Source organism: Paraburkholderia sp. WS6, assembly GCF_030464835.1.
GTDB classification, from domain to species: domain Bacteria; phylum Pseudomonadota; class Gammaproteobacteria; order Burkholderiales; family Burkholderiaceae; genus Paraburkholderia; species Paraburkholderia madseniana.
Genome location: NZ_JALQCK010000007.1, coordinates 72,804 through 95,600, shown reverse-complemented (window position 1 = coordinate 95,600; position 22,797 = coordinate 72,804). Strand labels below are relative to the sequence as shown.

19 protein-coding genes are annotated in these 22,797 nt (G+C 59.9%); 8 read left to right on the top strand and 11 right to left on the bottom strand.

Features of this window, described 5'->3' with window-relative positions; all coding sequences use genetic code 11:
• The first annotated feature begins 14 nt into the window (after nucleotides 1-14).
• From M0D64_RS10955 to M0D64_RS10945, 3 genes are read left to right on the top strand one after another with little or no spacing between them, the layout of a single operon-like run.
• Nucleotides 15-1,391 carry an MmgE/PrpD family protein gene (locus tag M0D64_RS10955; RefSeq protein WP_266257678.1) on the top strand — a complete coding sequence of 459 codons (1,377 nt, stop codon included), beginning with the start codon at nucleotides 15-17 and terminating at the stop codon, nucleotides 1,389-1,391.
• Complete coding sequence (locus M0D64_RS10950; RefSeq protein ID WP_266257677.1) at nucleotides 1,384-2,211, top strand: CoA ester lyase; 828 nt, start codon at nucleotides 1,384-1,386, stop codon at nucleotides 2,209-2,211. Before M0D64_RS10955 ends, M0D64_RS10950 begins: the two co-directional genes overlap by 8 nt.
• Nucleotides 2,212-2,237: 26 nt before the next feature.
• Nucleotides 2,238-3,716: an aldehyde dehydrogenase gene (locus tag M0D64_RS10945; protein WP_266257675.1), complete on the top strand. Its 1,479-nt coding sequence runs from the start codon at nucleotides 2,238-2,240 to the stop codon at nucleotides 3,714-3,716.
• Between the two features lie 90 nt (nucleotides 3,717-3,806).
• Here the strand turns inward: M0D64_RS10945 and M0D64_RS10940 are convergent, their stop codons facing one another.
• The 8 genes from M0D64_RS10940 to M0D64_RS10905 form a co-directional block, all read right to left on the bottom strand.
• On the bottom strand, nucleotides 3,807-4,280 hold the full coding sequence (locus tag M0D64_RS10940) for a VOC family protein (protein ID WP_266257673.1): 474 nt from the start codon (nucleotides 4,278-4,280) through the stop codon (nucleotides 3,807-3,809).
• A gap of 80 nt (nucleotides 4,281-4,360) precedes the next feature.
• Entirely contained in the window at nucleotides 4,361-5,170 is an 810-nt protein-coding gene (locus M0D64_RS10935) for an NAD(P)H-dependent oxidoreductase (protein WP_266257671.1), read from the bottom strand.
• A gap of 396 nt (nucleotides 5,171-5,566) precedes the next feature.
• Nucleotides 5,567-6,292: an ABC transporter ATP-binding protein gene (locus M0D64_RS10930; RefSeq protein WP_266257669.1), complete on the bottom strand. Its 726-nt coding sequence runs from the start codon at nucleotides 6,290-6,292 to the stop codon at nucleotides 5,567-5,569.
• The gene (locus tag M0D64_RS10925; RefSeq protein WP_266257667.1) at nucleotides 6,285-7,136 is read right to left on the bottom strand and encodes an ABC transporter ATP-binding protein; all 852 of its coding nucleotides are present in this window, start codon (nucleotides 7,134-7,136) and stop codon (nucleotides 6,285-6,287) included. Before M0D64_RS10925 ends, M0D64_RS10930 begins: the two co-directional genes overlap by 8 nt.
• Complete coding sequence (livM, locus tag M0D64_RS10920; RefSeq protein WP_266257666.1) at nucleotides 7,133-8,419, bottom strand: high-affinity branched-chain amino acid ABC transporter permease LivM; 1,287 nt, start codon at nucleotides 8,417-8,419, stop codon at nucleotides 7,133-7,135. The genes M0D64_RS10925 and livM overlap by 4 nt, the downstream gene beginning before the upstream one ends.
• A complete protein-coding gene (locus M0D64_RS10915; RefSeq protein WP_266257665.1) occupies nucleotides 8,419-9,336 on the bottom strand; it encodes a branched-chain amino acid ABC transporter permease LivH in 918 nt (305 codons plus the stop codon). The genes livM and M0D64_RS10915 overlap by 1 nt, the downstream gene beginning before the upstream one ends.
• An 86-nt stretch (nucleotides 9,337-9,422) precedes the next feature.
• A complete protein-coding gene (locus tag M0D64_RS10910; RefSeq protein ID WP_266257663.1) occupies nucleotides 9,423-10,538 on the bottom strand; it encodes a branched-chain amino acid ABC transporter substrate-binding protein in 1,116 nt (371 codons plus the stop codon).
• Nucleotides 10,539-10,788: 250 nt separating this feature from the next.
• Nucleotides 10,789-11,187, bottom strand: coding sequence for a nuclear transport factor 2 family protein (locus tag M0D64_RS10905; RefSeq protein ID WP_266257661.1), 399 nt, complete (start codon nucleotides 11,185-11,187; stop codon nucleotides 10,789-10,791).
• Between the two features lie 80 nt (nucleotides 11,188-11,267).
• Here M0D64_RS10905 and M0D64_RS10900 point away from each other — a divergent pair, with 80 nt between their 5' ends.
• Complete coding sequence (locus M0D64_RS10900; RefSeq protein WP_266257812.1) at nucleotides 11,268-12,209, top strand: LysR substrate-binding domain-containing protein; 942 nt, start codon at nucleotides 11,268-11,270, stop codon at nucleotides 12,207-12,209.
• Nucleotides 12,210-12,334: 125 nt separating this feature from the next.
• On the top strand, nucleotides 12,335-12,778 hold the full coding sequence (locus M0D64_RS10895; protein ID WP_308102179.1) for a PaaI family thioesterase: 444 nt from the start codon (nucleotides 12,335-12,337) through the stop codon (nucleotides 12,776-12,778).
• A 220-nt stretch (nucleotides 12,779-12,998) separates the two neighbouring features.
• Here M0D64_RS10895 and phbB read toward each other — a convergent pair whose 3' ends face one another.
• The gene (gene phbB / locus M0D64_RS10890) at nucleotides 12,999-13,742 is read right to left on the bottom strand and encodes an acetoacetyl-CoA reductase (protein ID WP_266257657.1); all 744 of its coding nucleotides are present in this window, start codon (nucleotides 13,740-13,742) and stop codon (nucleotides 12,999-13,001) included.
• Nucleotides 13,743-14,734: 992 nt separating this feature from the next.
• Here phbB and M0D64_RS10885 point away from each other — a divergent pair.
• The 3 genes from M0D64_RS10885 to M0D64_RS10875 are packed head-to-tail and all read left to right on the top strand — an operon-like array spanning nucleotide 14,735 to nucleotide 20,565.
• The gene (locus M0D64_RS10885) at nucleotides 14,735-17,926 is read left to right on the top strand and encodes an efflux RND transporter permease subunit (protein WP_266257655.1); all 3,192 of its coding nucleotides are present in this window, start codon (nucleotides 14,735-14,737) and stop codon (nucleotides 17,924-17,926) included.
• On the top strand, nucleotides 17,916-19,103 hold the full coding sequence (locus tag M0D64_RS10880) for an efflux RND transporter periplasmic adaptor subunit (protein WP_266257653.1): 1,188 nt from the start codon (nucleotides 17,916-17,918) through the stop codon (nucleotides 19,101-19,103). The genes M0D64_RS10885 and M0D64_RS10880 overlap by 11 nt, the downstream gene beginning before the upstream one ends.
• Nucleotides 19,096-20,565 carry an efflux transporter outer membrane subunit gene (locus M0D64_RS10875; RefSeq protein WP_266257651.1) on the top strand — a complete coding sequence of 490 codons (1,470 nt, stop codon included), beginning with the start codon at nucleotides 19,096-19,098 and terminating at the stop codon, nucleotides 20,563-20,565. Before M0D64_RS10880 ends, M0D64_RS10875 begins: the two co-directional genes overlap by 8 nt.
• Before the next feature lie 126 nt (nucleotides 20,566-20,691).
• Here M0D64_RS10875 and M0D64_RS10870 read toward each other — a convergent pair whose 3' ends face one another.
• Entirely contained in the window at nucleotides 20,692-21,594 is a 903-nt protein-coding gene (locus M0D64_RS10870; RefSeq protein ID WP_266257649.1) for an NAD(P)-dependent oxidoreductase, read from the bottom strand.
• Between the two features lie 41 nt (nucleotides 21,595-21,635).
• Nucleotides 21,636-22,790 (bottom strand): alcohol dehydrogenase, encoded by a 1,155-nt coding sequence (gene yqhD / locus M0D64_RS10865; protein WP_266257647.1) that lies wholly within the window; start codon nucleotides 22,788-22,790, stop codon nucleotides 21,636-21,638.
• Between the last annotated feature and the right edge of the window lie 7 nt (nucleotides 22,791-22,797).

Below are 22,797 nucleotides of genomic sequence, written 5' to 3'. Positions count from 1 at the left end.
AAGGTAGGCCTGTTATGAGCAATACCCAGATTCTTGCTTCGTTTGCGGCCAATCTCAAGTTTGAACAGGTCCCCAAAGACGTGGTGGCACGCACGGAAGACCTCTTCCTTGACTGGTTCGGCTCAGCACTGGCTGGCCGCGAGGCGCGTCCTGTCGAGACGATCCAGAAGTACGCATTCGAATTCGGGCCGCAGTCTGGTCTCTGCGAAGTACTGATCTCCCGCCGAACCACCAGCGCGCTCTTCGCGGCAATGATCAACGCCGCCGCATCGCACTTCGCTGAACAGGACGACCTTCACAACAGTTCGGTCCTGCATCCGGCAACCGTCGTTTTCCCCGCAGCGTGGGCCGCTGCGCAAGCGCTTGGCAGAAGTGGCAAAGAGTTCATCGCAGCGTCTGTCGCAGGCTATGAAGTGGGCATCCGTGTCGGTGAATTCCTCGGTCGGTCGCACTACAAGATTTTTCATACTACCGGCACGGTCGGGACGATCGCGGCCGCAGCAGCAGTCGGTAATCTTTTGCGATTGAGCGACGAGCAGATGGTGAATGCGTTTGGCTCCGCCGGCACCCAGGCAGCCGGACTCTGGGAATTTCTGAAAGACGCCGCGGACTCCAAGCAACTGCATACGGCCAAGGCCGCGGCGAACGGCCTTCTCGCTGCCTATCTGGCGGCCGACGGCTTCACCGGCGCAAAGGACATCTTCGAGGGCACGAAAGGCATGGGCGCCGGCATGTCCACGCAAACGCATCCGGACAAACTCGCCGAAGCGCTCGGCTCGCGATGGGCGCTGATCGAAACGTCTTTCAAGTATCACGCTTCGTGCCGGCACACTCATCCGGCGGCCGATGCTCTGCTGCAGGTTATTCAGCGCGAGAAGCTCGTGCCTGACGACATCGAGACGGTGGTGACTCATGTTCACCAGGCCGCGATTGATGTCCTTGGACCGGTAACCGACCCAAAGACTGTTCATCAGGCGAAGTTCTCCATGGGCACCGTGCTCGCTCTGGTGGCGCAATTCGGCCACGCGGGCGTACGTGAGTTCGACGGCCATTACAAGGAAAGCAGGATCGCGCACTTCTGCAAAAAGGTTTCGATGGTGCTCGACCCTGAAGTCGATACGGCCTATCCGTCACGCTGGATTGGAAAGGTCATCGTTCAGACGAAGGACGGCCGCACCTTCGAAGGCCGCGTGGATGATCCCAAGGGTGATCCGGGCAACACGCTCACGCGCGCAGAAGTCGAGCACAAAACGATCACGCTGGGTTTGTATGGCAATGCGGCCACCGAAGACGAACTCAAGCGCTCCATCGCATCGGTATGGGCGATTACTGACGCAACCGTCGTACCCAGACTGCTCCCTGAATCGAAACTGGAGGCTCAACATGGCTGACCTTGCACCCCGGTCTTATCTCTTCGTTCCCGGCAACCGGCCGGACAGGTTTGCCAAGGCGGCTGCATCGGGTGTCGATGTGGTCGTTATCGATCTGGAAGACGCAGTGCCTCCCACTGAGAAGAAGATCGCGCGGGCGGCACTCGCCGAGTGGCTGTCGACAAACAGTACGCCGGTGGCGGTCCGTGTGAATGATGTGAACAGCGAATGGTTTCGCGACGACATCGCCGTATGCCGTGCGCCATCCGTCGCCGCTGTCATGCTGCCCAAGACGGAACGCATCGACGATATCTTCCTGTGCGAGTTCGCCGGCAAGCCGACCGACATCCTGCCCATGATCGAGACGGCTCAAGGTTTTCGGAATGTCGTCGCTATCGCCCAGCACCGGCTGACCACACGACTCGTATTCGGCAATGTGGATTTCCAGCTCGACCTCGGCATTGACGGCGACGATGAGCAGCTTCTGTACTTCCGCTCACAGATCGTCTTCGCCTCTCGCATCGGCAACCTGCTGCCGCCGGTGGACGGGGTCAGCACCACGCTCGACGATCCCGAGCAGATCACGCGCGACACGATTCGTGCAAAGCGACTCGGCTTCGGCGCCAAGCTCTGTATTCATCCGAGGCAAGTCGCCGCGGTCAATGCTGCGTTCGTCCCCAGCGAGAAAGATGTCGAATGGGCGCACCGGGTTGTCGAAGGCGCAGCTGCATCCCACGGTGCGGCCGTGGCTGTCGACGGCCGCATGGTCGACCGGCCGGTCATTCTGAAGGCGCAGGAAATCCTGGCAGAGTCCCAGCGACGTCTGCCCGTTGGCGCCTGATTCAATATCAATTGGAGACGAGAGTCATGCAACGATTTGAGATGTACATCAATGGCGAATCTTGCCAGCCGACTTCGGGCGAATGGTTCGATACGGAAAATCCGTTCACGGGAGAAACCTGGGCGCAGATTGCAAAAGGCAACGGGACCGACGTCGATCGTGCTGTGCAAGCGGCGCATACCGCATTCAGTACAGGACCGTGGTCACAGATGTCTCCGAGCCAGCGAGGCCTGCTGCTTCATCGGGTCGGCGACCTGATCGCACGGGACGCCAGGCGGCTTGCCGAACTCGAAGTTCGGGACAACGGCAAGCTCATGGCGGAGATGCTCGGCCAGTGCCAGTATCTGCCCCAGTGGTATTACTATTTTGGCGGTCTGGCGGACAAGATTCAGGGCGCCGTCATTCCGCTCGACAAGAAGGGGTACTTCAACTTCACGCGCAATGAGCCGTTGGGCGTCGTCGCCGCGATCACGCCGTGGAATTCGCCCTTGCTACTGGCAACATGGAAGATTGCGCCCGCGTTGGCCGCAGGTTGCACGGTTGTGATCAAACCCTCCGAGTTCACTTCGGCGTCCACGATCGAGTTTGCGAAGCTCTTCACCGAAGCCGGTTTTCCGCCGGGCGTAGTGAACGTCGTGACCGGATTCGGTGCGGACGTCGGCTCGCCTTTAGTGGAACACCCCCTGGTCAAGAAGATCACGTTCACCGGCGCAGATTCCACAGGGCGCGCGATCAACGAGGCGGCAGCACGTCAATTCAAACACGTTAGTCTCGAACTCGGTGGCAAGTCACCCAACATCGTGTTCGAGGATGCCGATCTGGAAGACGCGGTGAATGGCGCGGTTTCCGGCATCTTCGCCGCGACCGGACAGACCTGTATTGCCGGTTCGCGGCTGTTGTTGCAAGAGAGCATCTACGACACGTTCGTCGACAAACTCCTGACGCTGGCACGCACCGCGAAAATGGGGGATCCGTCGAGTATGGATACCCAGGTCGGGCCGGTCACGACGCGCCCTCAATACCAGAAGGTTCTGTCGTACATTGAAACCGCCAAGCAGGAAGGGGCGACGCTGCTGCTCGGTGGAAAGCCTGGCAGTGCACCGGAATGCGGTAGTGGCTGGTTCGTCGAGCCGACCATCTTCGGCGACGTGAACAACAGGATGCGAATCGCGCAGGAGGAAGTCTTTGGTCCCATCCTGTCGATCATCAAGTTCAAGGACGAAGACGAGGCGGTTGCACTCGCCAATGACGTGCGCTTCGGTCTGGGCTCAGGTGTCTGGACGAAGGATATCGGCCGGTCCATTCGTGTCGCTGAAAAGCTGCAGGCCGGCATGGTCTGGGTGAATAGCTATCGCGCGGTCAGCTACATGTCGCCGTTCGGCGGCTACAAGGATTCCGGGCTTGGCCGCGAGAACGGTATAGACGCGATCCGCGAGTATCTGCAAACGAAGAGTGTCTGGATCAATACGGGGGTCAAGACTGCAAACCCGTTCGTCATGAGATAAAAATGACAAAGCCCCGCGGCGTACCGAGGGGCATTTCTGAGTTCGATTAAGGCAACGGGGATAACGAAAGAATCACACGGTGAACGTGTGTCAGGACTTGATCCCTTGAGCTGCTTTGGTACTGGGCGCCCGGACCTCTAACGTGACCCCTGCCCCTTCGTTGACCGTCTTGAAGTACGTGAAGCCGCTTCGATCATCGAGACGCCCGCGTGCCAGAACATCCAGTCCGGCGTTCGCAGCCTGTTCCTCTGCTTTATCGCAACTCTCAACAGAAAAGCCAAGATGAAAAACACCCTCGCCGCGCGACTCCAGGAAACGTCGTTGCGGCGTGCCTCCCTCTCCTGGCTGGCAAAGCTGCAGTTGGGCATTGTCGATGTTCGCGAACTTATAACGCATCTTCAGAAAGGCCGGACGATCGTAGCCGTCCAGTTCGTACGCATCCAGCGGCGGAAAATCTGTCCACGGACCGACTCCGATCGACTCGTAATACTCCACGGCCTTCTCAATGTCACGAACCACGATGCAGACGTGGTGCAGCTTCTGAAACATGGGTAGCTTTTCCATCGTGCGTTTCACTCCTGGTCAGTTTTGATGCTGGGCTACAGAAGCTTTCGACAGCAGTTGCGGCCCGACGTCGCAGCGGATCATCCCGCCTTCGCAATCTTCTTTGGCGTATAGGCTTCTGCCGCCTCGTCGTGCGACTGGCCCAATGCCGGGTTCCATTGGAAGCCGGAACGCGCCACGACACCTGGCTTCAGACGTTGGTCAGGACCAAAGTCCGCAAAGGGATGAAAGAACAAGGGCTCCGTGCTCTCGAGCGTGCGCAACCGCGCTGCGTAGGCGTCGAGGTACGCTTGCCGCTCCTCGGCGCTCACGCGGCCAGGCATCCACGACACATGCGGCGGCAGCACATCGAAGCCAAGGTAATTGAAAATCCCGTTGTGGATCGGCCAGAGAATGTGATTGATATCACCGTCGACACCGTCCGGCTCGTAGAGGCTCGCGGCCGTTCCCGTCGTGGTGGACACCATTGCCTTGCGGCCCTTGAACATACCGGTCTCGTATTTGCGCCCGGTCGCATAGGCGAATCCGCGGGTCATCACGCGATCCACCCAGCCCTTCAGAATCGCCGGCATCCCGAACCACCACATCGGATACTGGAAGATGATCAGATCGGACCAGAGCACCTTCTGTTGTTCGGCGTAGACATCAGGGGTCGGTTTCGTGGACGTCCCAAACATATGTTCCTGTTCCGCCGAAAGATCGAGGAAGTCAGGATTGAGACGCTCACCCACGAAGTCTTCGACGCCGAGATCGGGCCGCCACTTCAGTTGATACAGGTCGGTTACCTGAACCTCGTGCCCTTGCGCTTTCAGGGTCGAGACAGACGTATCTTTCAGCGCACCATTGAACGATTTGGGTTCGGGGTGAGCGAAAACGATAAGCACTTTCATGCGAAAACTCCACAAAAACCAGTTCATTGAGCGTGCGGGCCGGTGGCCTGCACTTGAATTCGTTCCGTCTATGCCGCCATCGCCCCGTGGAATCCCAGCAGGCAGGCTCAGGGATCGCACCCCATTCTGGAACGCAATCCCCTTGGCAGCGATCGGTTCGGTTTACAGCATTCTGGATCTTTGCGAAATTCCGGTCTTGAGGAGGCTCGGCTAATTTGCGCGGAATTCTGCACACTTCTTGGGAGTATGCGCCCCTACGCAGGCCGGAGAACCCTTTTCAGTAATGGCACTCAACTGCACCTACAGTGCACCATCACTCTGCGGAGAACTGCCGCAATTCGCCTGCCTCGAACCTCGAAAGGGGGCACAAGCACCCCGCGCCCTCCAGATCACCGCTCAGGCGGCATCCAGTTGAGCGGTGTCGCCCTCCAGATACGCCGCCCGCACAGCAGGATTGGCCAGCAACTCAGCGCCGCTCCCGTCGAGGGCGATCTGTCCGTGCTGGAGCACGTAGCCTCGATGCGCGACGCGCAAAGCGTGATGAGCGTTCTGTTCGACAAGCAGAATTGTCATCCCGAGTTGCTCGTTCAACTCCTTGATGACCGAAAAAATCTTCTTGATGAAGATCGGCGCGAGACCGAGTGACGGCTCATCGAGCAGGAGCAATCTCGGCCGCGACATCAATGCGCGTCCTATCGCGAGCATCTGTTGCTCTCCTCCCGACAGCGTGCCGGCACGTTGCGAAGCTCTGCTCCTCAGGATGGGGAACATCTCGTACATGCGCTCGAGATCATCCGCGGTCCGGCGATTGCCCGGCGTATCGCCCATCAGGAGATTCTCGAGTACAGTCATCCGCTGAAAAATACGGCGCCCTTCAGGCACAACCGCAATGTCGAGCTTGCCGATCGCATGCGATGGCAGTTTCGAAATATTCTGTCCGTCGAATTCGACCTTGCCGCCGCTGGCCCGTGGATAGCCGAAGATGGTATTCATCAGCGTCGACTTGCCCGCGCCGTTCGCGCCGATCAACGTGACGATCTCACCGGTCTTCACACTCAGACTGACTCCGCGTAGTGCCTGGACGCTGCCATAGTGGGCACTGAGTTCGGTAATCTTAAGCATGAGCTGATTTCTCCTGCGATGCTTCACCGAGTGACGGCGTCTCGTCGTCCTCGCCGAGGTATGCGCTGATCACATCAGGATTCACCTTGATGTCAGCAGGCAAGCCTTCTGCAATTTTCTTCCCGTGATTGAGCACGACAATATGGTCTGAAACCTTCATGACGACGCTCATATCGTGCTCAATTAACAATATGCCGATACCCTGCTCTCTCGCGAGCGAGGTCAACAACGCGGTGAGTTCTGCCGACTCGCGCGGATTGAGACCGGCAGCCGGCTCGTCCAGACACAGCAAAATGGGGTCCGCGCACATCGCGCGCGCGATCTCGACGCGACGCTGCACACCATATGGCATGTCGCCAGCAGGTTTGTTGGCTATATCCCGAACGCTCAAGCGCTCGAGCCATGTCAAAGCGTTGTCTATCGCCTTGTCGTTCGCACGTCGAAACGACCGCGCGTTGAGTGCGCCAGCAATCGAGAACCTGGACGCGTCCTGCAACACATTGTGCTGGGCGATCATCAGGTTTTCGAGCACGGTCATACGCGGGAATAGCCGTATGTTCTGGAACGTTCTGACGACCTGTCCAATCCGTGCGACATCGACATTCTTCATCGCATCCAGCCGGAGCCTCCCATGACGGGGATGCCCCAACGTGATGACGCCCTTGGTCGGCTTGTAGAAGCCAGTCAGGCAGTTAAAAAACGTCGTCTTTCCGGCTCCGTTCGGCCCGATCACCGACGTCACCTCTCCTGCGCGCGCCGTCATGGACAGGTCTTCGATCGCGCGAAGTCCGCCAAACTGCATCGTCAGATTCTCAACGCTGAGCAGTGAAGTGGAGGCGTTCATGGCTTTGCCTCCACGCCAGGCGCGCTGACAGTCGCACGGCGATGGCTGATCAGGCCGCCGGGCCGCACGACCATGATAAAGACCATTGCAACACCGAAAAGCAGCATTCTGTACTCGGAGAAATCACGCCCTAACTCGGGCAAAATCACCAGCAAGGCCGCCGCGAGGACGACGCCAAGCTGGCTTCCCATACCACCGAGCACCACGATCGCGAGAATCGTGGCGGACTCCGAAAAGGTAAAGCTCTCTGGCGAAATGAACCCCTGCCGTGCGGCGAAGAACACGCCGGCGAATCCGGCCAGCATTGCGCCGGTTGCAAAGGCGGATAGTTTCACATTCGTTACGTTGATCCCCATTGCTTTGCAGGCGATCTCGTCTTCGCGCACCGCTTCCCACGCGCGCCCAACGGGCAGCCGTCTGAGTCGCGAGACGAGAAGGTTCGTCAGCAGCGCAAGTGCGAGGATCAGGTAGTACAGAAAGACGACTCGCTGGCCAGGCGAGTAATCGAGGCCAAACACGGTCGCGAAGGTCGGACCGTCGCCAGATGCCTGCATGGGGAGACCAAAGAAGGTTGGCTTCGGAATGGACGAGACGCCGTTCGGTCCGCCTGTCACGTCGCCCCAATTCACGAGTATCAACCGTATGATTTCCCCGAATCCAAGCGTGACGATGGCCAGATAATCGCCTCTGAGCCTTAGAGTCGGGTAACCAAGCAACATGCCGAACGCCGCAGCGAGGCCGCCGGCAATCGGCAAGCACTGCCAGAAACCAAAGCCGAAATGCGTCGACAGCAGGCCGTATGTGTACGCGCCGACCGCATAGAACGCGACATAACCCAGGTCCAGCAGCCCCGCCAGACCAACAACGACATTCAGGCCCCAGCCAAGCATGACGTAGATCAGTACGGTCGTCGCTGTATCGACGACGTAGCGGTTTCCAGCGAACAACGCGGGCAACAACACGGCGAACGCCACGCATCCGGCGCCGGCCCAGACAAGCGAACCATTACCCGCGACTTGAGGAGCGGGTCTGGCGCGCGACCGACGCTTTGAAAAAAGACTGAAACGCTGCAGCAAAAGCTGCATGACGATGCGCCCGGCAAATGCGATCGCGATGAAAGCCGCCAGCAGCGCCCATCGCGTCTGAACCTCGAGACCATTGCTGCCATCTCGCGTCGTCAAACCCAGCATGGGCAAGCCGACGAGGCCCGCGACCAGCGCCGCGCCAAGTGCATCCTTAACGCGAAAATGTAGATTCGTTTCTTGCATGACTGTCGAACTCATCACACCTTCTCCACTTCGGGTCGGCCGAGAAGCCCGGATGGACGAAACATCAAGACCACAATCAGGATGACGAACGTGGCCACATCCTTGTATTCGGGCGAGAGGTAAGCAGCCCAGAATGCTTCGATCAAACCGATAATCACACCGCCCAGCATTGCTCCGGGAATCGAGCCAATTCCACCGAGCACGGCTGCGGTAAACGCCTTGATACCCGCCTCGAATCCGATCGAGAAATCGATCACACCGTAGTAGAGCGTCACCATGACACCTGCGACGGCCGCCAGTGCGGCGCCAATCATGAACGTCAGGGCGATGATCCGATCGACGTTGTAGCCGAGGAACTGCATCATCCGTTGATCCTGTTCGCAGGCTCGCTGCTGTCTACCGAAAGGGGTTTTATTGATGAATAGCGTGAAGGCACACATCAGCAGGATCGTCACAACGACGATGAGAATTTGCACGTACGAAACGTATGGCCCGTGAAATTGTTCACCGGAGAAAAGGTTCACGCCTCCCGTCACGAGCGGCTGGATAGACTTGACTCGTGCGCCTTGAGTAAGCTGAACCATGTTCTGCAGGAAGATGGAAATCCCGATTGACGAGATCAGCGGCGCGAGACGATTGGACCCGCGGAGCGGCCGATATCCGACACGTTCGACGGTCCAGCCGAATACGGATGTCAGTACGATCGACACGATCAGCGTAATTGCAATGCTCGCCACGACTGACGAGATTCCGCTACCAGCAAGCAGCGTGAAACAGGTCACGGCAATGAACGCGCTCACCATGTAAATATCGCCGTGAGCGAAGTTGATCATGCCGATAATGCCGTAGACCATCGTGTAGCCGATCGCGATCAGGCCGTACACGGCGCCCAAGGTCAGCCCATTAATTAGTTGTTGCAGTGCCTGGCTCATGTCCTCTCCGGTGAATCTGCTGCAGAGGCGGCGCAGTAGAGCGACGCACCGCCTCTTTCCTTGCTACAAAGACTGGACAGGACGCGTCACTTCACATAGTCGTAGTTGTTGCCGTTCCACCGGTAGACCACATAGCCGGGGCTCTTCAGATCGCCTTTCGCGTCGAAGTCCACCTGGCCGACTACCGTACTGAACGATGCGTTGTGAAGCTGCTTCACGATCGCCGCATAGTCTGTGGAGTTGGCTTTCTTGGCGGCCTCTGCGAAAACCTGCATGGCGGCGTACGAATACAGCATGTAGCCTTCCGGCTCGATCTTCTGCGCGCGGAAGGCCGCCACCACCTTTGCAGCTGCGGCACTCTTACGCGGGTCGGGCGGGAAGGTGAACAGGACCTTGTTGATTTCCGGCCCTGCGGCGGTCACCAGTTCATTGTTCGTCAGCGTGTCGCCGCCGAGGACCGTCAGGTTGAGCCCTGCCTGCGCCGCCTGGCGCAGAATCAGCGCGACTTCCTGGTAGTAGCCTCCGTAAACAAGAATCTGAATGCCGTTCGCCTTCAGTTTGCTGATCAGACCGGAGTAGTCCTTTTCACCGGCCGTGATCGACTGGCGCAGCGCCACGGGTGTCTGCTTCGCCGCCAGATCTTTTGCAATTTCGTCCGCCAGACCGCCGCCATATGCCGTCTTGTCATCAATAACGGCGATTTTCTTGCCCTTGAAGTTTGCAGCGATATAGTCCGCCGCGACCTGTCCCTGCTGGTCGTCCCTGCCCGTGATACGGAAAATCCCCTTGATACCGCGTTCCGTGATTTTGGGGTTGGTCGACACTGTGACCTGCGGAATCTGCGCGTCGTTGTAGACGTCGGATGCCGGCAACGTGGAACTGGAGCACCAGTGGCCATCGACGAACGCCACCTTCTTGTTGACGAAGCTGTTTGCAACAGAGACTGCCTGCTTGGGATCGCAAACGTCGTCACCGACGACCAGGTCGAGTTGCTGCCCAAGCAAACCTCCTGACGCGTTGATGTCCTTCACGGCCTGTTCTGCGCCCTTGCGAAACTGGTCTCCCCCCGACGCGTACTCCCCCGTCATCGGACCCGCCACGCCCACCACAACGCTTGCGTCCGCTGTGGCCGAGCAGGCCAGAGCCATTCCGCCCATGCTGAGTGCCGCACCTAATTTAACCAATCCTTTCCGGCCGTTCATAACCATCTCCAAGAGCAGGCTTCGATGCAGGAACGAACAGGTCTCGGCTATCGTTCCTGAGTGTCGCCTCGCATTCGTTCACGAGGTAGAACGCAGGTTGCCGACACCAAAAACAGCTTGGAATTTGATTGTTCGAAAGCGGGGATTAGGTGCAGCCTAATGATGCGGAATACCGCGTGGTGTACGCGGCAAAACGCACAATTCAGCAGTTCGACCAGAGACATGACCGAGTAAACGACTAGTCGGCAAACTACGCGTATTTATCGCCGACAGTGCTGCGGATAGGATAAGTGTCGTACACAATTATCATGCGCTCGACCAGCCCGTTGGCGTCGAACTCGAACACATCGACGCACTCGAAGCTCGCCACGGAACCGTCTTTCAGCACCCAATCGTAGATGAAGTAACCCGTAGCACGCCGAGCGCCCGTTGTGCTCACGCAGATGTCGATAGGCCTGATCGTGCTCTGGCCCGATGCTTCGCTGACTTTGGCAAAGAACGGTGCAGCTTGCATCCAACCGAGAAACGGCGAGAAAATCTGTGCGTCCGGTGCAAACAAGGCGCAGATCGCGGCGACGTCGCCGCGCTCCAACTCCTCGAGGTAGGTGCGAACCTGCTGCGTGTAGAGTAATTCGGGTGACGACACCACAGTAACCTCCGATAATTCGTTAACGATGCGGCCCGGTCAAACGAGCACGCCCCTGGTTGAAACACGATAGCGACGCGCCGATGACCGAACAATCGAAAAATCCGCAAGCCGGGTATGCAGCCGGAACATACCCGCTGGCGGATCTGACCCGCCCGCTGCCGTCGCTAGCCGGATTCCAGGCGTTCGTCGCCGCGGCGTCTCTCGGCAGCGTGAGTAAGGCCGCAGATCATCTGTGCCGCACGCAGGGCGCGGTCAGCCGGCAGATCCAGCAACTGGAAGCGCACTATCAATGTGCGCTGTTCGTGCGTCACGCGTCGGGGCTGGCATTGACGGCAGAGGGGGACACGCTGCTTACGGTGGCCGTCCACGTGCTGACGCAGCTCGTTCAGCATGCTGACATTCAGCATGGCGCGGCGTCGGTGATCACGCTGCGGTTACCGTCCACGTTTGCGATTCGCTGGTTGCTCCCGCGGCTGGCGGAAATCAACAATGCGCTGGGCGGTACTGAACTGCGCATCTCGACATCCGCTGACGACAAGCCGGATTTCACCGCGCCGGATGTCGACGCCATTGTCGTGCGTGGCGCCGGACAGTGGGTGGGCGTAGAAGCGATACCGCTGTTTGCCGAGACGCTCACGCCAATGTGCACACCCGCATTGGCTGCGTCTCTCAGATCCGTCGCTGATCTTGCTGACGCAACGTTGCTACATCCTGGACCTGGTTATGCGGAATGGCGTGGTTGGCTTGATGGTGTCGGGGCGACGTACATCAATGCTCGACAGGGACCTGTATTCGATACACTTGAATTGACGCTCACTGCCGCAGCAGAAGGTCATGGGGTTGCAATCGGCGATCCACGCATGGCGCAAGAAAAACTTAATGCGGGTTCCCTGATGATGCCGTTTCGCGAGGTAGTGCGAAACGGTGCGTCGTACTTTCTGGTATATCCATCTCAACGTGCGGCCCAGCCGAAGATTCGCGCCCTTGCCGACATCCTCGTGCGGCTGGCGCAAGAAGAGTGACTTACGCGAGTACGCCAAACAAAGAGCAATCGCCACATGCGTTCGCAGATCCGTCGCTCGCGTCATCGGCATTGGAGCCGGTCGCGTCGAGCGATGATATGGAATTTACCAATACAATCCCCTCTATGACACATGCACCCGACTCCCTCTTCGCCGAACGCATTCGCGCCAGCTTCATGCGCCAGAATGCGATGACATTGATCCAGGCGACTCTGCCCGTAATCGAACATGGCCACACCGAAATTCACCTACCCGTTTGGAGTGGTGTCGAGCAGCAGCACGGCTTCGTACATGGCGGCGTGGTGGGTATGATTGCTGACTCCGCAGGCGGCTACGCTGCGATGACCTTGGTGCCGGCCAGTGCTTCTGTATTGACTGTCGAATACAAGATGAATCTGGTCGCTCCGGCCGACGGTGAAATCCTGATCGCCCGTGGCCAGGTTGTCCGCCCCGGCCGTACGCTAATCGTCACTCAGGCAGAGGTATTCGCAGTCAAAGACGGCCATGAAACGCTTTGTGCACTGATGCAACAAACGATCATGGTGATGCACGACAAGGTGGAGAAGTAGGACCCGGTGGACCGGTGGGACAGCTTTTTTCCGTCGCCAACCACAAGACCTACAGATGCCTGCAGACCCTTGCAGAGTCTGGCTTTTTTGTCGAATTTTATATCGAGGAAATTTAACCCTCATTCCCACTCGATTATCAATCCGAGGCCGGAGGCTCGCTCATCGCCACAACCGAACGACTGATTGTGGCGATGACGCTACGATGTCACAGGCCGCCGCATCAATGCATATGCTGGCCGCCGTTGATAGCAATATTGGACCCGGTCACAAAACCTGCATCGTCCGAGCACAAATACCTGACAAGGGCCGCGACTTCATCGGGCTTGCCCAGACGACCGGCTGGAATCTGCGGCAGGATCTTTGTGTCCAGAATCTCCTGCGAAATCGCAGTGACCATCTTCGTGGCAAGATAGCCTGGCGAAACCGTGTTGACGGTTACGCCTTTGCGCGCGACCTCCAGCGCCAGTGATTTGGTGAAGCCGTGCATGCCAGCCTTCGCCGCGGCGTAATTGGTCTGGCCGACAGAGCCTTTCGAACCGTTGACGGACGAGATGTTGATGATTCGCCCCCAGCCGCGCGCGACCATGTCTTCGCACAACGGCTTGGTCATATTGAACACCGAATCCAGATTGGTGCGAATCACCGCGTCCCAGTTGACCTTGTCCATCTTCCTGAGTGTCATGTCCTGCGTGATTCCGGCATTGTTCACCAAAATGTCGACGGAACCGACTTCAGCCTGAATTCTTGCTACACAGCGCTGGCATGAGTCATAGTCGGCCACATCGACGGAATATGCGCGAAAATTGCGACCCTGAGATTCCGTGCCGGCCAGCCAGTCGGCTGAACCAGTATTGATCGTCGAGTGCGTTACTACGACGGCATAGCCGGCGTCATGCAGTTTCGTGCTGATCACTTCTCCAAGTCCGCCCATGCCACCCGTTACTACAGCGATTCGCTTCGTCATCCTTTCCACCCGTGATCGTAGTATCTGCGAGGATCAAGAATACCCAACGGCCGTCCCGCACAACCCGCCATTGGATTGCAACAATGCGTCGCCTCCTCCCAGATTGCAGAGAATGATGGCTCCGGCATTGATCGAACTGCGTGGCTTTTTTTGTAGGCTTCTGGTATTGCGCGAATGAAGTTTGATACACGGGCGCGCGACACTCACTGGCCGCGCGCCGCAACGGTCTCTCTCAGGTTCAGCATTTTATGGTCCGAAGAATCGATGCATGCCGGTCAAGCAAGCATGCGAAACGATTATTTCAGCGAAATCTGGCGATCACAAGTAGGCACCTGCCGGTTTCATACTTTCCCCATAGAAACTAATTGCTACGACCGGCCTTGCGCCGACGACAGTGCACAGAAACGAGCAGAAGACGTTGCGAATGAAGACGGCAGTTCGATACCGCAAGGTCGAAGCCTGACGCATGGATCATGTGTTCGGGGCAGTCTCCTATGACGATTGCCAGACGCCGTCGGAAGCGTGAATGCCATTTTCTAGTCCACCTGTTTTGCACACAACTGTTTTGCGAAAAAGTCACTTTTGCAACGCTCAATCGCCCGTTGTTGTCCGACTCGGCACACTAGTCCTCCTGAACAATTGGTAATAAAAAACGCTGACGATTTGACGTTCATCGAAAGTGACGCTCGTGCGCCTCTGTCCGGTTCTTGCCAGGCATCACTCTGTCCAGCAACGACAAGGTATTCCCGATATGTGCGGGCAAAGCGAAATGAGCTTACCCGGCATCCATACATGCCTGACGTTTCATTTGTCCTTCAGCAGAACTTCCGAGCTTTGTGTACATTCGCGCTTGGGTTGCGTTGCGGCGCATCGGCACCTGTCCCAAGGCAGAGCTCCTCGTTTCGCATACAGGCACACGGCTACGGGTCATCGCACGCCGCGCTAGCCTCCACCAAAGACTCTTACGTTTTACCCCAAGCTCTGGAATTCTCATGCTCGGCCTAGTCCGTATCGCCCTTCGGCGACCCTACACCTTCGTAGTCCTGGCGATCTTCATCCTCATCATCGGTCCTTTGTCCGCGATGAGAACGCCAACCGACATCTTTCCGGATATCAGGATTCCCGTGATCAGCGTCGTGTGGCAGTACACGGGTCTGCCGCCGGACCAGATGGTCGGCCGCATCACCTCGCCATTCGAACGCACGCTGACGACTACTGTGAACGACGTCGAGCATATCGAGGCGGAATCGGTCGCCGGCTTCGGGATCATCAAGATCTTCTTCCAGCCGGGGGTGAATATCAGCACGGCGAACGCGCAGGTAACTTCGGTCGCGCAAACTCAATTGCGGCAGTTGCCTGCCGGTACGACGCCTCCTCTGATCCTGAACTACAACGCGTCGACCGTACCGATCATCCAGTTGGCGCTGTCTGGCAAAGGACTCTCTGAACAGAAGCTCGGTGACCTGGGGCTGAATGCGGTGCGCCCGGTTCTCACAACGGTCGCAGGCGCAGCAATTCCCTACCCCTTCGGCGGCAAGACACGTCAGGTACAGATCGACGTCGATCCGGCGGCGCTCCAGGCGCGCGGCTTATCCGCGCAGGACGTCGCCAATGCGCTTGCCGGCCAGAACCTGATTACACCGGTCGGCACTGAAAAGATCGGTGACTACGAGTACACGCTGCAACTGAACAATGCGCCGTCGGAAATCAAAGCCTTGGGCGATCTGCCGGTCAAGGCAGCCAATGGCACCACCGTCTACATTCGTGACATTGCGAATGTGCGCGACGGCAGCCCGCCGCAGACCAATATCGTGCATGTCGACGGCCGGCGCTCGGTACTGATGTCCGTACTCAAGAACGGTTCAGTTTCGACGCTCGGCATCATCTCCGGCATCAAGCAGCGGCTTGCTGCAGGGAAAGCGTCGTGGCCCGATAACCTGCAGATCGAGCCCATCGGCGACCAGTCGCTGTTCGTACGGGCGGCCATCACCGGCGTGGCGCGCGAGGGTGTGATCGCGGCCGTGCTGACGAGCCTCATGATCCTGCTGTTCCTGGGTAGCTGGCGCTCGACGATCATCATCGCAACCTCAATCCCACTCGCCATCCTCGGCTCCATCGCGACGCTATCCGCGCTCGGCGAGACGTTGAACATCATGACGCTCGGCGGTCTTGCATTGGCGGTGGGGATTCTGGTCGACGATGCCACGGTGACGATCGAAAACATCAACTGGCACCTCGAGCACGGCAAGGAAGTGGAGACGGCCATTCTCGACGGCGCCGCGCAGATCGTCACGCCGGCATTCGTCTCGCTGCTGTGTATCTGCATCGTGTTCGTGCCGATGTTCTTCCTGAGCGGGGTTGCACGCTTCCTGTTCGTGCCGATGGCTGAAGCGGTGATCTTCGCGATGATCTCGTCGTTCATCCTGTCGCGAACCCTTGTGCCGACGATGGCGAAATACCTGCTGAAACAGCATGTAAAGGGCGAGCACGCCCAGGAAGCCAAAAACCCCGGTCCGCTTGGGCGTTTCCAGCGCGGCTTCGAAGCGCGCTTTGAAAAGGTGCGTAGCGCCTACCGTGGGTTGCTCGAACTCGCGCTGACCCACCGGCGTCCGTTCGTCAGTGGCTTCCTCGGCTTCGTCGCCCTCTCGTTCGCGCTGGTGCCGTTCCTCGGCCGCAACTTCTTCCCTTCGGTCGATTCCGGACAAATCCTGATGCATGTGCGCGCACCAGTCGGCGTTCGCGTTGAAAAGACCGCGCAGATTTTTGCGGATGTCGAAGGCGCGATCCGCCAGATCGTCCCGCCGGCGGATCTCGGCACCGTGGTCGACAACATGGGTCTGCCGGTCAGCGGCATCAATACCGCGTACAACAACACCGGTACGGTCGGCTCGCAGGACGGTGACATCCAGATCGCGCTGAACGATGGCCATCGTCCAACCGAAGAGTATGTTCGCCTGATGCGCGAGAGATTGCCGCGGGAATTCCCGGGCGTCACGTTTTCGTTCCCGCCGGCGGACATCATCAGTCAGATCCTGAACTTCGGCTCGCCGGCGCCGATCGACCTGCAGATTCGCGGCAATAATCTGAAAACCGACTACGCGTACGCGGACCGTCTGCTGCGCCAGGTTCGCGATGTTCCGGGCGTGGTCGACGCGCGGATTGCGCAGTCGCAAGGCAACCCGACGTTCAACGTCGATGTCGACCGCACACAAGCGCAATTGCTCGGCATCACCGAGCGCGACGTGACGAACAGCATGGTGGTGAACCTCGCGGGTTCCAGCCAGGTCGCGCCCACGTTCTGGCTGAACAACGCGAACGGCGTGTCTTATCCGATCGTGATGCAAACGCCGCAATACAGCCTCGATTCGCTCGCCGCACTGCAAAATCTTCCGATCACGGCCAGCGGCGGAAGCACCGCCCAGATCCTCGGCGGCCTGGCGACAGTCGAACGCACCAGCAGCAACGAGGTTGTCAGCCAGTACAACATCCAGCCCATGGTCGAGATCTTCGCGACCACCCAGGGCCGCGACCTCGGCGCGGTGGCATCCGATATCCAGCGCATCGTGCACGACAACGCCGGCACCTTGCCCAAGGGCTCGGCCGTCGCGCTGCTGGGTCAGGTGCAGACAATGAACAGCGCCTTTGCCGGTATGTTGTTCGGCCTGCTTGGTGCGGTGGTGCTGATCTATCTGCTGATCGTGATCAATTTCCAGTCGTGGGCCGACCCCTTCGTGATCGTAAGCGCGTTGCCTGCCGCGTTGGCAGGGATCGCCTGGATGCTGTTCGCGACCCACACGACGCTCTCTGTACCCGCATTGACCGGTGCGATCATGTGCATGGGGGTGGCGACGGCCAACTCGATTCTGGTCGTCAGTTTCTGCCGCGAACGTTTTGCCGTACACGGCGACCCGTTCAAGGCCGCCCTCGAAGCAGGCTTTACGCGTTTTCGCCCTGTGCTCATGACCGCGCTCTCCATGATCATCGGCATGGCGCCGATGGCGCTCGCCCTCGGCGAAGGCGGTGAGCAAAACGCGCCGCTTGGCCGCGCCGTGATCGGCGGTCTGCTGTTTGCCACCACCGCTTCGCTGTTCCTCGTCCCCGTCATTTTTTGTATCGTGCACGCGCGCCCCGGGCGCGCGGCTACCCCGGCATCCGTCTCGGGAGGTCCTGCTCATGTCGTCTGAATCTACTTTTCCCACTAATACACCGTCGCGCCGCCCGCTTCTGGTAGCAGGCGTGGTCGGCCTGCTGGTCGCCTTAGGCATCGTCGCTGCCGGGCTCACACTGCGAGCCGCCGATGCCCGCAAGCTGAAAACCTGGACCGACGCCCAGGCCGTGCCGACCGTCAACCTGATCCAGCCCTTGCGCGACGCCAACGGCCCCTCGCTGCAACTGCCCGGCCGTCTCGAAGCGTTTACGCGCGCGCCGATTTTCGCGCAGGTCAGCGGCTATCTGAAATCATGGAGTGTCGATATCGGTGCGCCGGTCAAAGCGGGCCAGGTACTCGCCGAAATCGAAACGCCCGAGCTTGACCAGCAGCTATTGCAAGCGCGCGCGGATCTCCAGAGTGCGCAGGCGAACGCTTTAGTTGCAGGTACCACGGCCAAGCGCTGGGAAGCACTAAGCGGCACGGATTCCGTCGCCCAGCAGGATGTCGACCAACGCACCGCCGACTACACCGCCAAGGAGGCGATCGTAGCGGCCGCGAAAGCCAACGTCGATCGCCTCGTGGCCACCAAGGCCTTCGCACGTATCGTCGCGCCATTCGACGGCGTGGTGACCGCCCGTGATACCGACGTCGGCGCGTTGGTCAACGCCGGCAGCGGCGGAGTAGGACAGGAGTTGTTCGCGGTCTCCGAGGTCAAGCAGTTACGCGTGTATGTCCAGGTGCCGCAGAATTACGCACCGGCGATACACGACGGCACGACCGCCATCCTGACCGTTCCCGAGTATCCCGACCAGCAGTTCACCGCGCGCGTGGTTGCAGCGGCAGACTCGGTCAATTCGAGTTCGGGAACGACGCTGGTTCAACTGCTGGTTGACAACGCTAACGGCAAGCTGCTGCCGGGTGGGTTCGCCAGCCTGAAATTCACGTTGCCCGCCTCCGCCGATTCACTCCGTGTACCGGCCAGCGCGCTCGTCTTCGATAGCCGCGGCGTCGTGGTCGCCACGCTTGGCGCGAACGGTCACGTGCTGTTCAAGCAGGTGAAGATCAACCGCGACCTGGGTGACTCAGTGGAGATCGGCTCAGGGCTCGCCGCAACCGATCGGGTGATCGATACACCGCCCGACGGACTCGCTGACGGCGACAACGTGCAAGTTGCGACGGCGACCGACAAGAAGGCAGCGGCACATGGTTAAGTATGGACTTCCGGCGCTTCTCGCGAGCGTCGTCGCGCTCTGCGCCTGCTCGCTCGCGCCGCAATATCAGGTCCCGCCGACGCCGATCGCTGCGCAATACAAGACGGTTGGCCCGTGGACCACGGCACAGCCCGCCGACCGGATAGACCGCAACGGCTGGTGGAAGATGTATGGCGACGCACAGCTCGACGATCTCGAAACGCGCCTGCTGGCAAGCAACACCGATTTGCGCGCGGCATACGCACACTATGCGCAAGCGCAGGCTTTCGTGGCGCAGGTCGAGTCGGGACTGTACCCGTCGATCAGTGCGAGCGCCGTGCCGCAGCGCGATCGCCAGTCCGACAGCCGGCCGTTGCGCGTGGGCGGCCCGAACGACTACAACTCCGTCACGCTTGGCGGCGAAATCAACTACGACCTCGACCTGTGGGGCCGAGTGCGCGACTCCGTGGTGGCCGGCAAGGACGAGGCGCAGGCGACCAAGGCCGATCTGGCCTCGGTCAGGCTGAGCCTGCAGGTCGAACTGGCGGACAGTTGCCTCCGCTTGCGCGGCCTCGACCAGCAAACCGAGCTGTTGAACGAGACTGTCGTGGCGTACGCGAAGGCCCTGCAACTCACGCAAACGTTGCATAACAGTGGGATCGTGTCTGGCCTCGACGTTTCCCGTGCGCAAACGCAACTTTCGTCGGCGAAGTCACAGCTATCGCAGAACCTGGCGCAACGGGCTCTGATTGAACACGCGATCGCGGTCCTGGTCGGCGCCTCTGCGTCCGAATTCAGCCTGCCGCCCCAGACCGCCGCCATCGCGTTGCCGGCGATTCCGACCGGCCTGCCCTCGACCCTGCTGCAGCGACGGCCCGATGTCGCTGCAGCAGAACGCCGGGTGGCCGAGGCCAACGCGAAAATTGGCGTCGCGCGGGCGGCTTACTTCCCGGACATCATGCTCAGCTTGCAGGGTGGTGTGCAAAGCGCAGCCTACGCCGGCCTGGTGAGCGCGCCCAATCTGTTCTGGGCGGTCGGCCCGCAACTGGTGCAGTACGTGTTCGACGGCGGCTACCGTCGTGCGCAACTCGATTCCGCCAAGGCCGCAACCGAAGAAGCGGGAGAACGTTACCGCGGCGTGGTGCTGTCTGCATTCCAGCAGGTTGAAGACAACCTTGCCCTGCTGTCGTATCTCGGCACTGCGCTTGGCGAGCAACGGGATGCAGCAAACGCCGCCCAGTACTCGGTCGACCTCGCGTTACGCCAATATCGCCAAGGCACAGTGGGCTACCTCGATGTCGTGCAGGCGCAGACCGTCGCACTCGAGGCGCAACGCAGCGTGCTCGATATCCAGACACGCCAGCTAAGCGCGAATGTGCAACTCCTGCATGCGCTCGGCGGCGGATGGTCGAGCGATGAACTCGCTCAAGCGGCTGCAGCGCCCGCACTCGTCGCGACAGCAATGGAGCGCCGCGCGAATTGAACGCCGCTGCACGGCACGGGAGAAGCGTGGGTTCTGGCGCAAATAACGAGTCGAGTCGGTAACCAGTCGCGCGCTGTTCGAAACGTCGAATGCCGCTCACCGCGAGCGGCATCGTCCCCATTGCGCTCAGCTGCCGTGAAGCGCCTTGCTCAAGCCGGCATCGGACAACGCGCAGAGCGCCACCGCCGACCAGTCATGCTCGGCGCCGAGCCCTTGCGAGCGCAACGTCAGGAACCGGTCGTGGACGAGACTTGCCAGCGGCAGCGGAACGCCAAGTGCCTCAGCGGCTGCCAGCATCAGGCGGTTGTCCTTCTGGCCAAGCGGCAACGAGAAGCCAGGCGGCTGGAATTGCTGCGATGCAATCAGCGAACCGTAGATCTTGTATGGCGGCGCATTGAAGTTTGCGCTCGTCAACAGCTCGACCAGACGCATCGGATCGATGCCGGCCTTGCCCGCTACGGCACAGGCTTCGCCCAGCGTTTCGATGATCACGGACAGCATGAAATTGCCGATCAGCTTCACCAGGTTGGCCTGCGAAGGATCTTCGCCGACAATGCCCACCGACTGCCCAAGCGTTTCGAGAAGCGGCACGGCAACCTTGAGGTGCTCGTCCGCGCCTGCCGCCATGATGAACAGCTTGCGCGCCGCCGCGGCATCGGGCCGGCCGAATACCGGTGCGGACACGAAGGCAAGACCCGCTTCACGGTACTTCGCTGCGTGGTCCTGCGCGGTGGCGACACTGATCGTGCTCATCGAGATGTGCAGCGCACCCGGCCTCAGCGTGGTGGCGATGCCCGCCTCGCCGAACGTGACCGCTGCGTGCGCGGCATCGTCGGCCACCATCGTGAACACCACGTCGGCCCCCTGCGCCGCCTGCGCGGGACTCGACGCGACGCTCGCCCCCGCTTCGCGCAATGGTTCGGCGCGGGCCGGACTACGGTTGAAAACCTGCACGTCGTGCCTGGCATCGATCAGGTTCTTCGCAATCGCGGCGCCCATCGAGCCAAGTCCTACAAATCCAATTTTCATAGTGACATTCCAAATGATCAGCCGCGCGGATGCGGGCCTGTTCAGACTGCAAATTGATAGACCTGACGGCTCACCTCGAGCGTCACGTCGCCGTGTTCGCCCAATGCCGTCATCCCGTGCTCTTCGAGCTTCGCGATCAGCGTGCCGATTGACCGGCCGCCAATCTGGTAATCGCGCAAGCGGGTTCCCACCGTCATGCGCTCGAAGAACACGCGGGTCGCCGTGATCGCCGCACTGATACGCTCGTCCTCGCTGCCCTCGGTGATGTTCCAGACGCGTTCGGCGTACTGGAGCAACTTCGCGCGCTTCGACTCGCGGCGCACGCTCAGCATGGCCGGCAGCACGATGGCGAGTGTCTGTGCGTGATCGAGTCCGTGCAGCGCCGTGATCTCGTGACCGAGCATGTGGGTCGCCCAGTCCTGCGGCACGCCGGCGCCGATCAGGCCGTTCAGCGCAAGCGTTGCCGTCCACATCAGGTTGGCTCGCACCGCATAGTTGTGCGGCTCGGCAAGCGCCTGCGGGCCGACTTCAGTCAGCGTGATCAGCAGGCCTTCGGCGAAGCGGTCCTGTACCCTGGCGTCCACCGGATAGGTCAGGTACTGCTCGACGATATGAACGAACGCGTCGACGACACCGTTGGCAATCTGCCGCGGCGGCAACGAGTAGGTCGTGGTCGGGTCTAGCACCGAGAAGACCGGATAGGTCGCCTCGCTACGGAACGGCAGCTTGTCGCCTTTCGCGCGGTGGCTGATAACGCCGCCGTTGTTCATCTCCGAACCGGTGGCGGGCAGCGTCAGCACGCTGCCGAAGGGCATCGCGTCGCGTATCTCGGCCTGCTTCGCCAGAATGTCCCACGGCTCGCCGTGGAACTTCACAGCGGCAGCAATGAACTTGGTGCCGTCGATCACCGAGCCGCCGCCCACCGCCAGAAGAAAATCGATGTTCTTCTCGCGGGCGAGCGCAACCGCTTCCATCAGCGTTTCGTAAGTGGGGTTCGGTTCGATCCCACCGAACACGTGCCACGCGCGGTCACCGAGCGCCGCCTGCACTTGCGCCAGTACACCGTTGCTCTTGATGCTGCCGCCGCCGCACGTAATCAGCACCCGCGCGTTAGCGGGGATCTGCGCATCGAGTGTGGCAATCTGGCCTTCGCCGAAAATGATTCGAGTGGGGTTGTGAAACGTAAAGTTCTGCATTGAATCT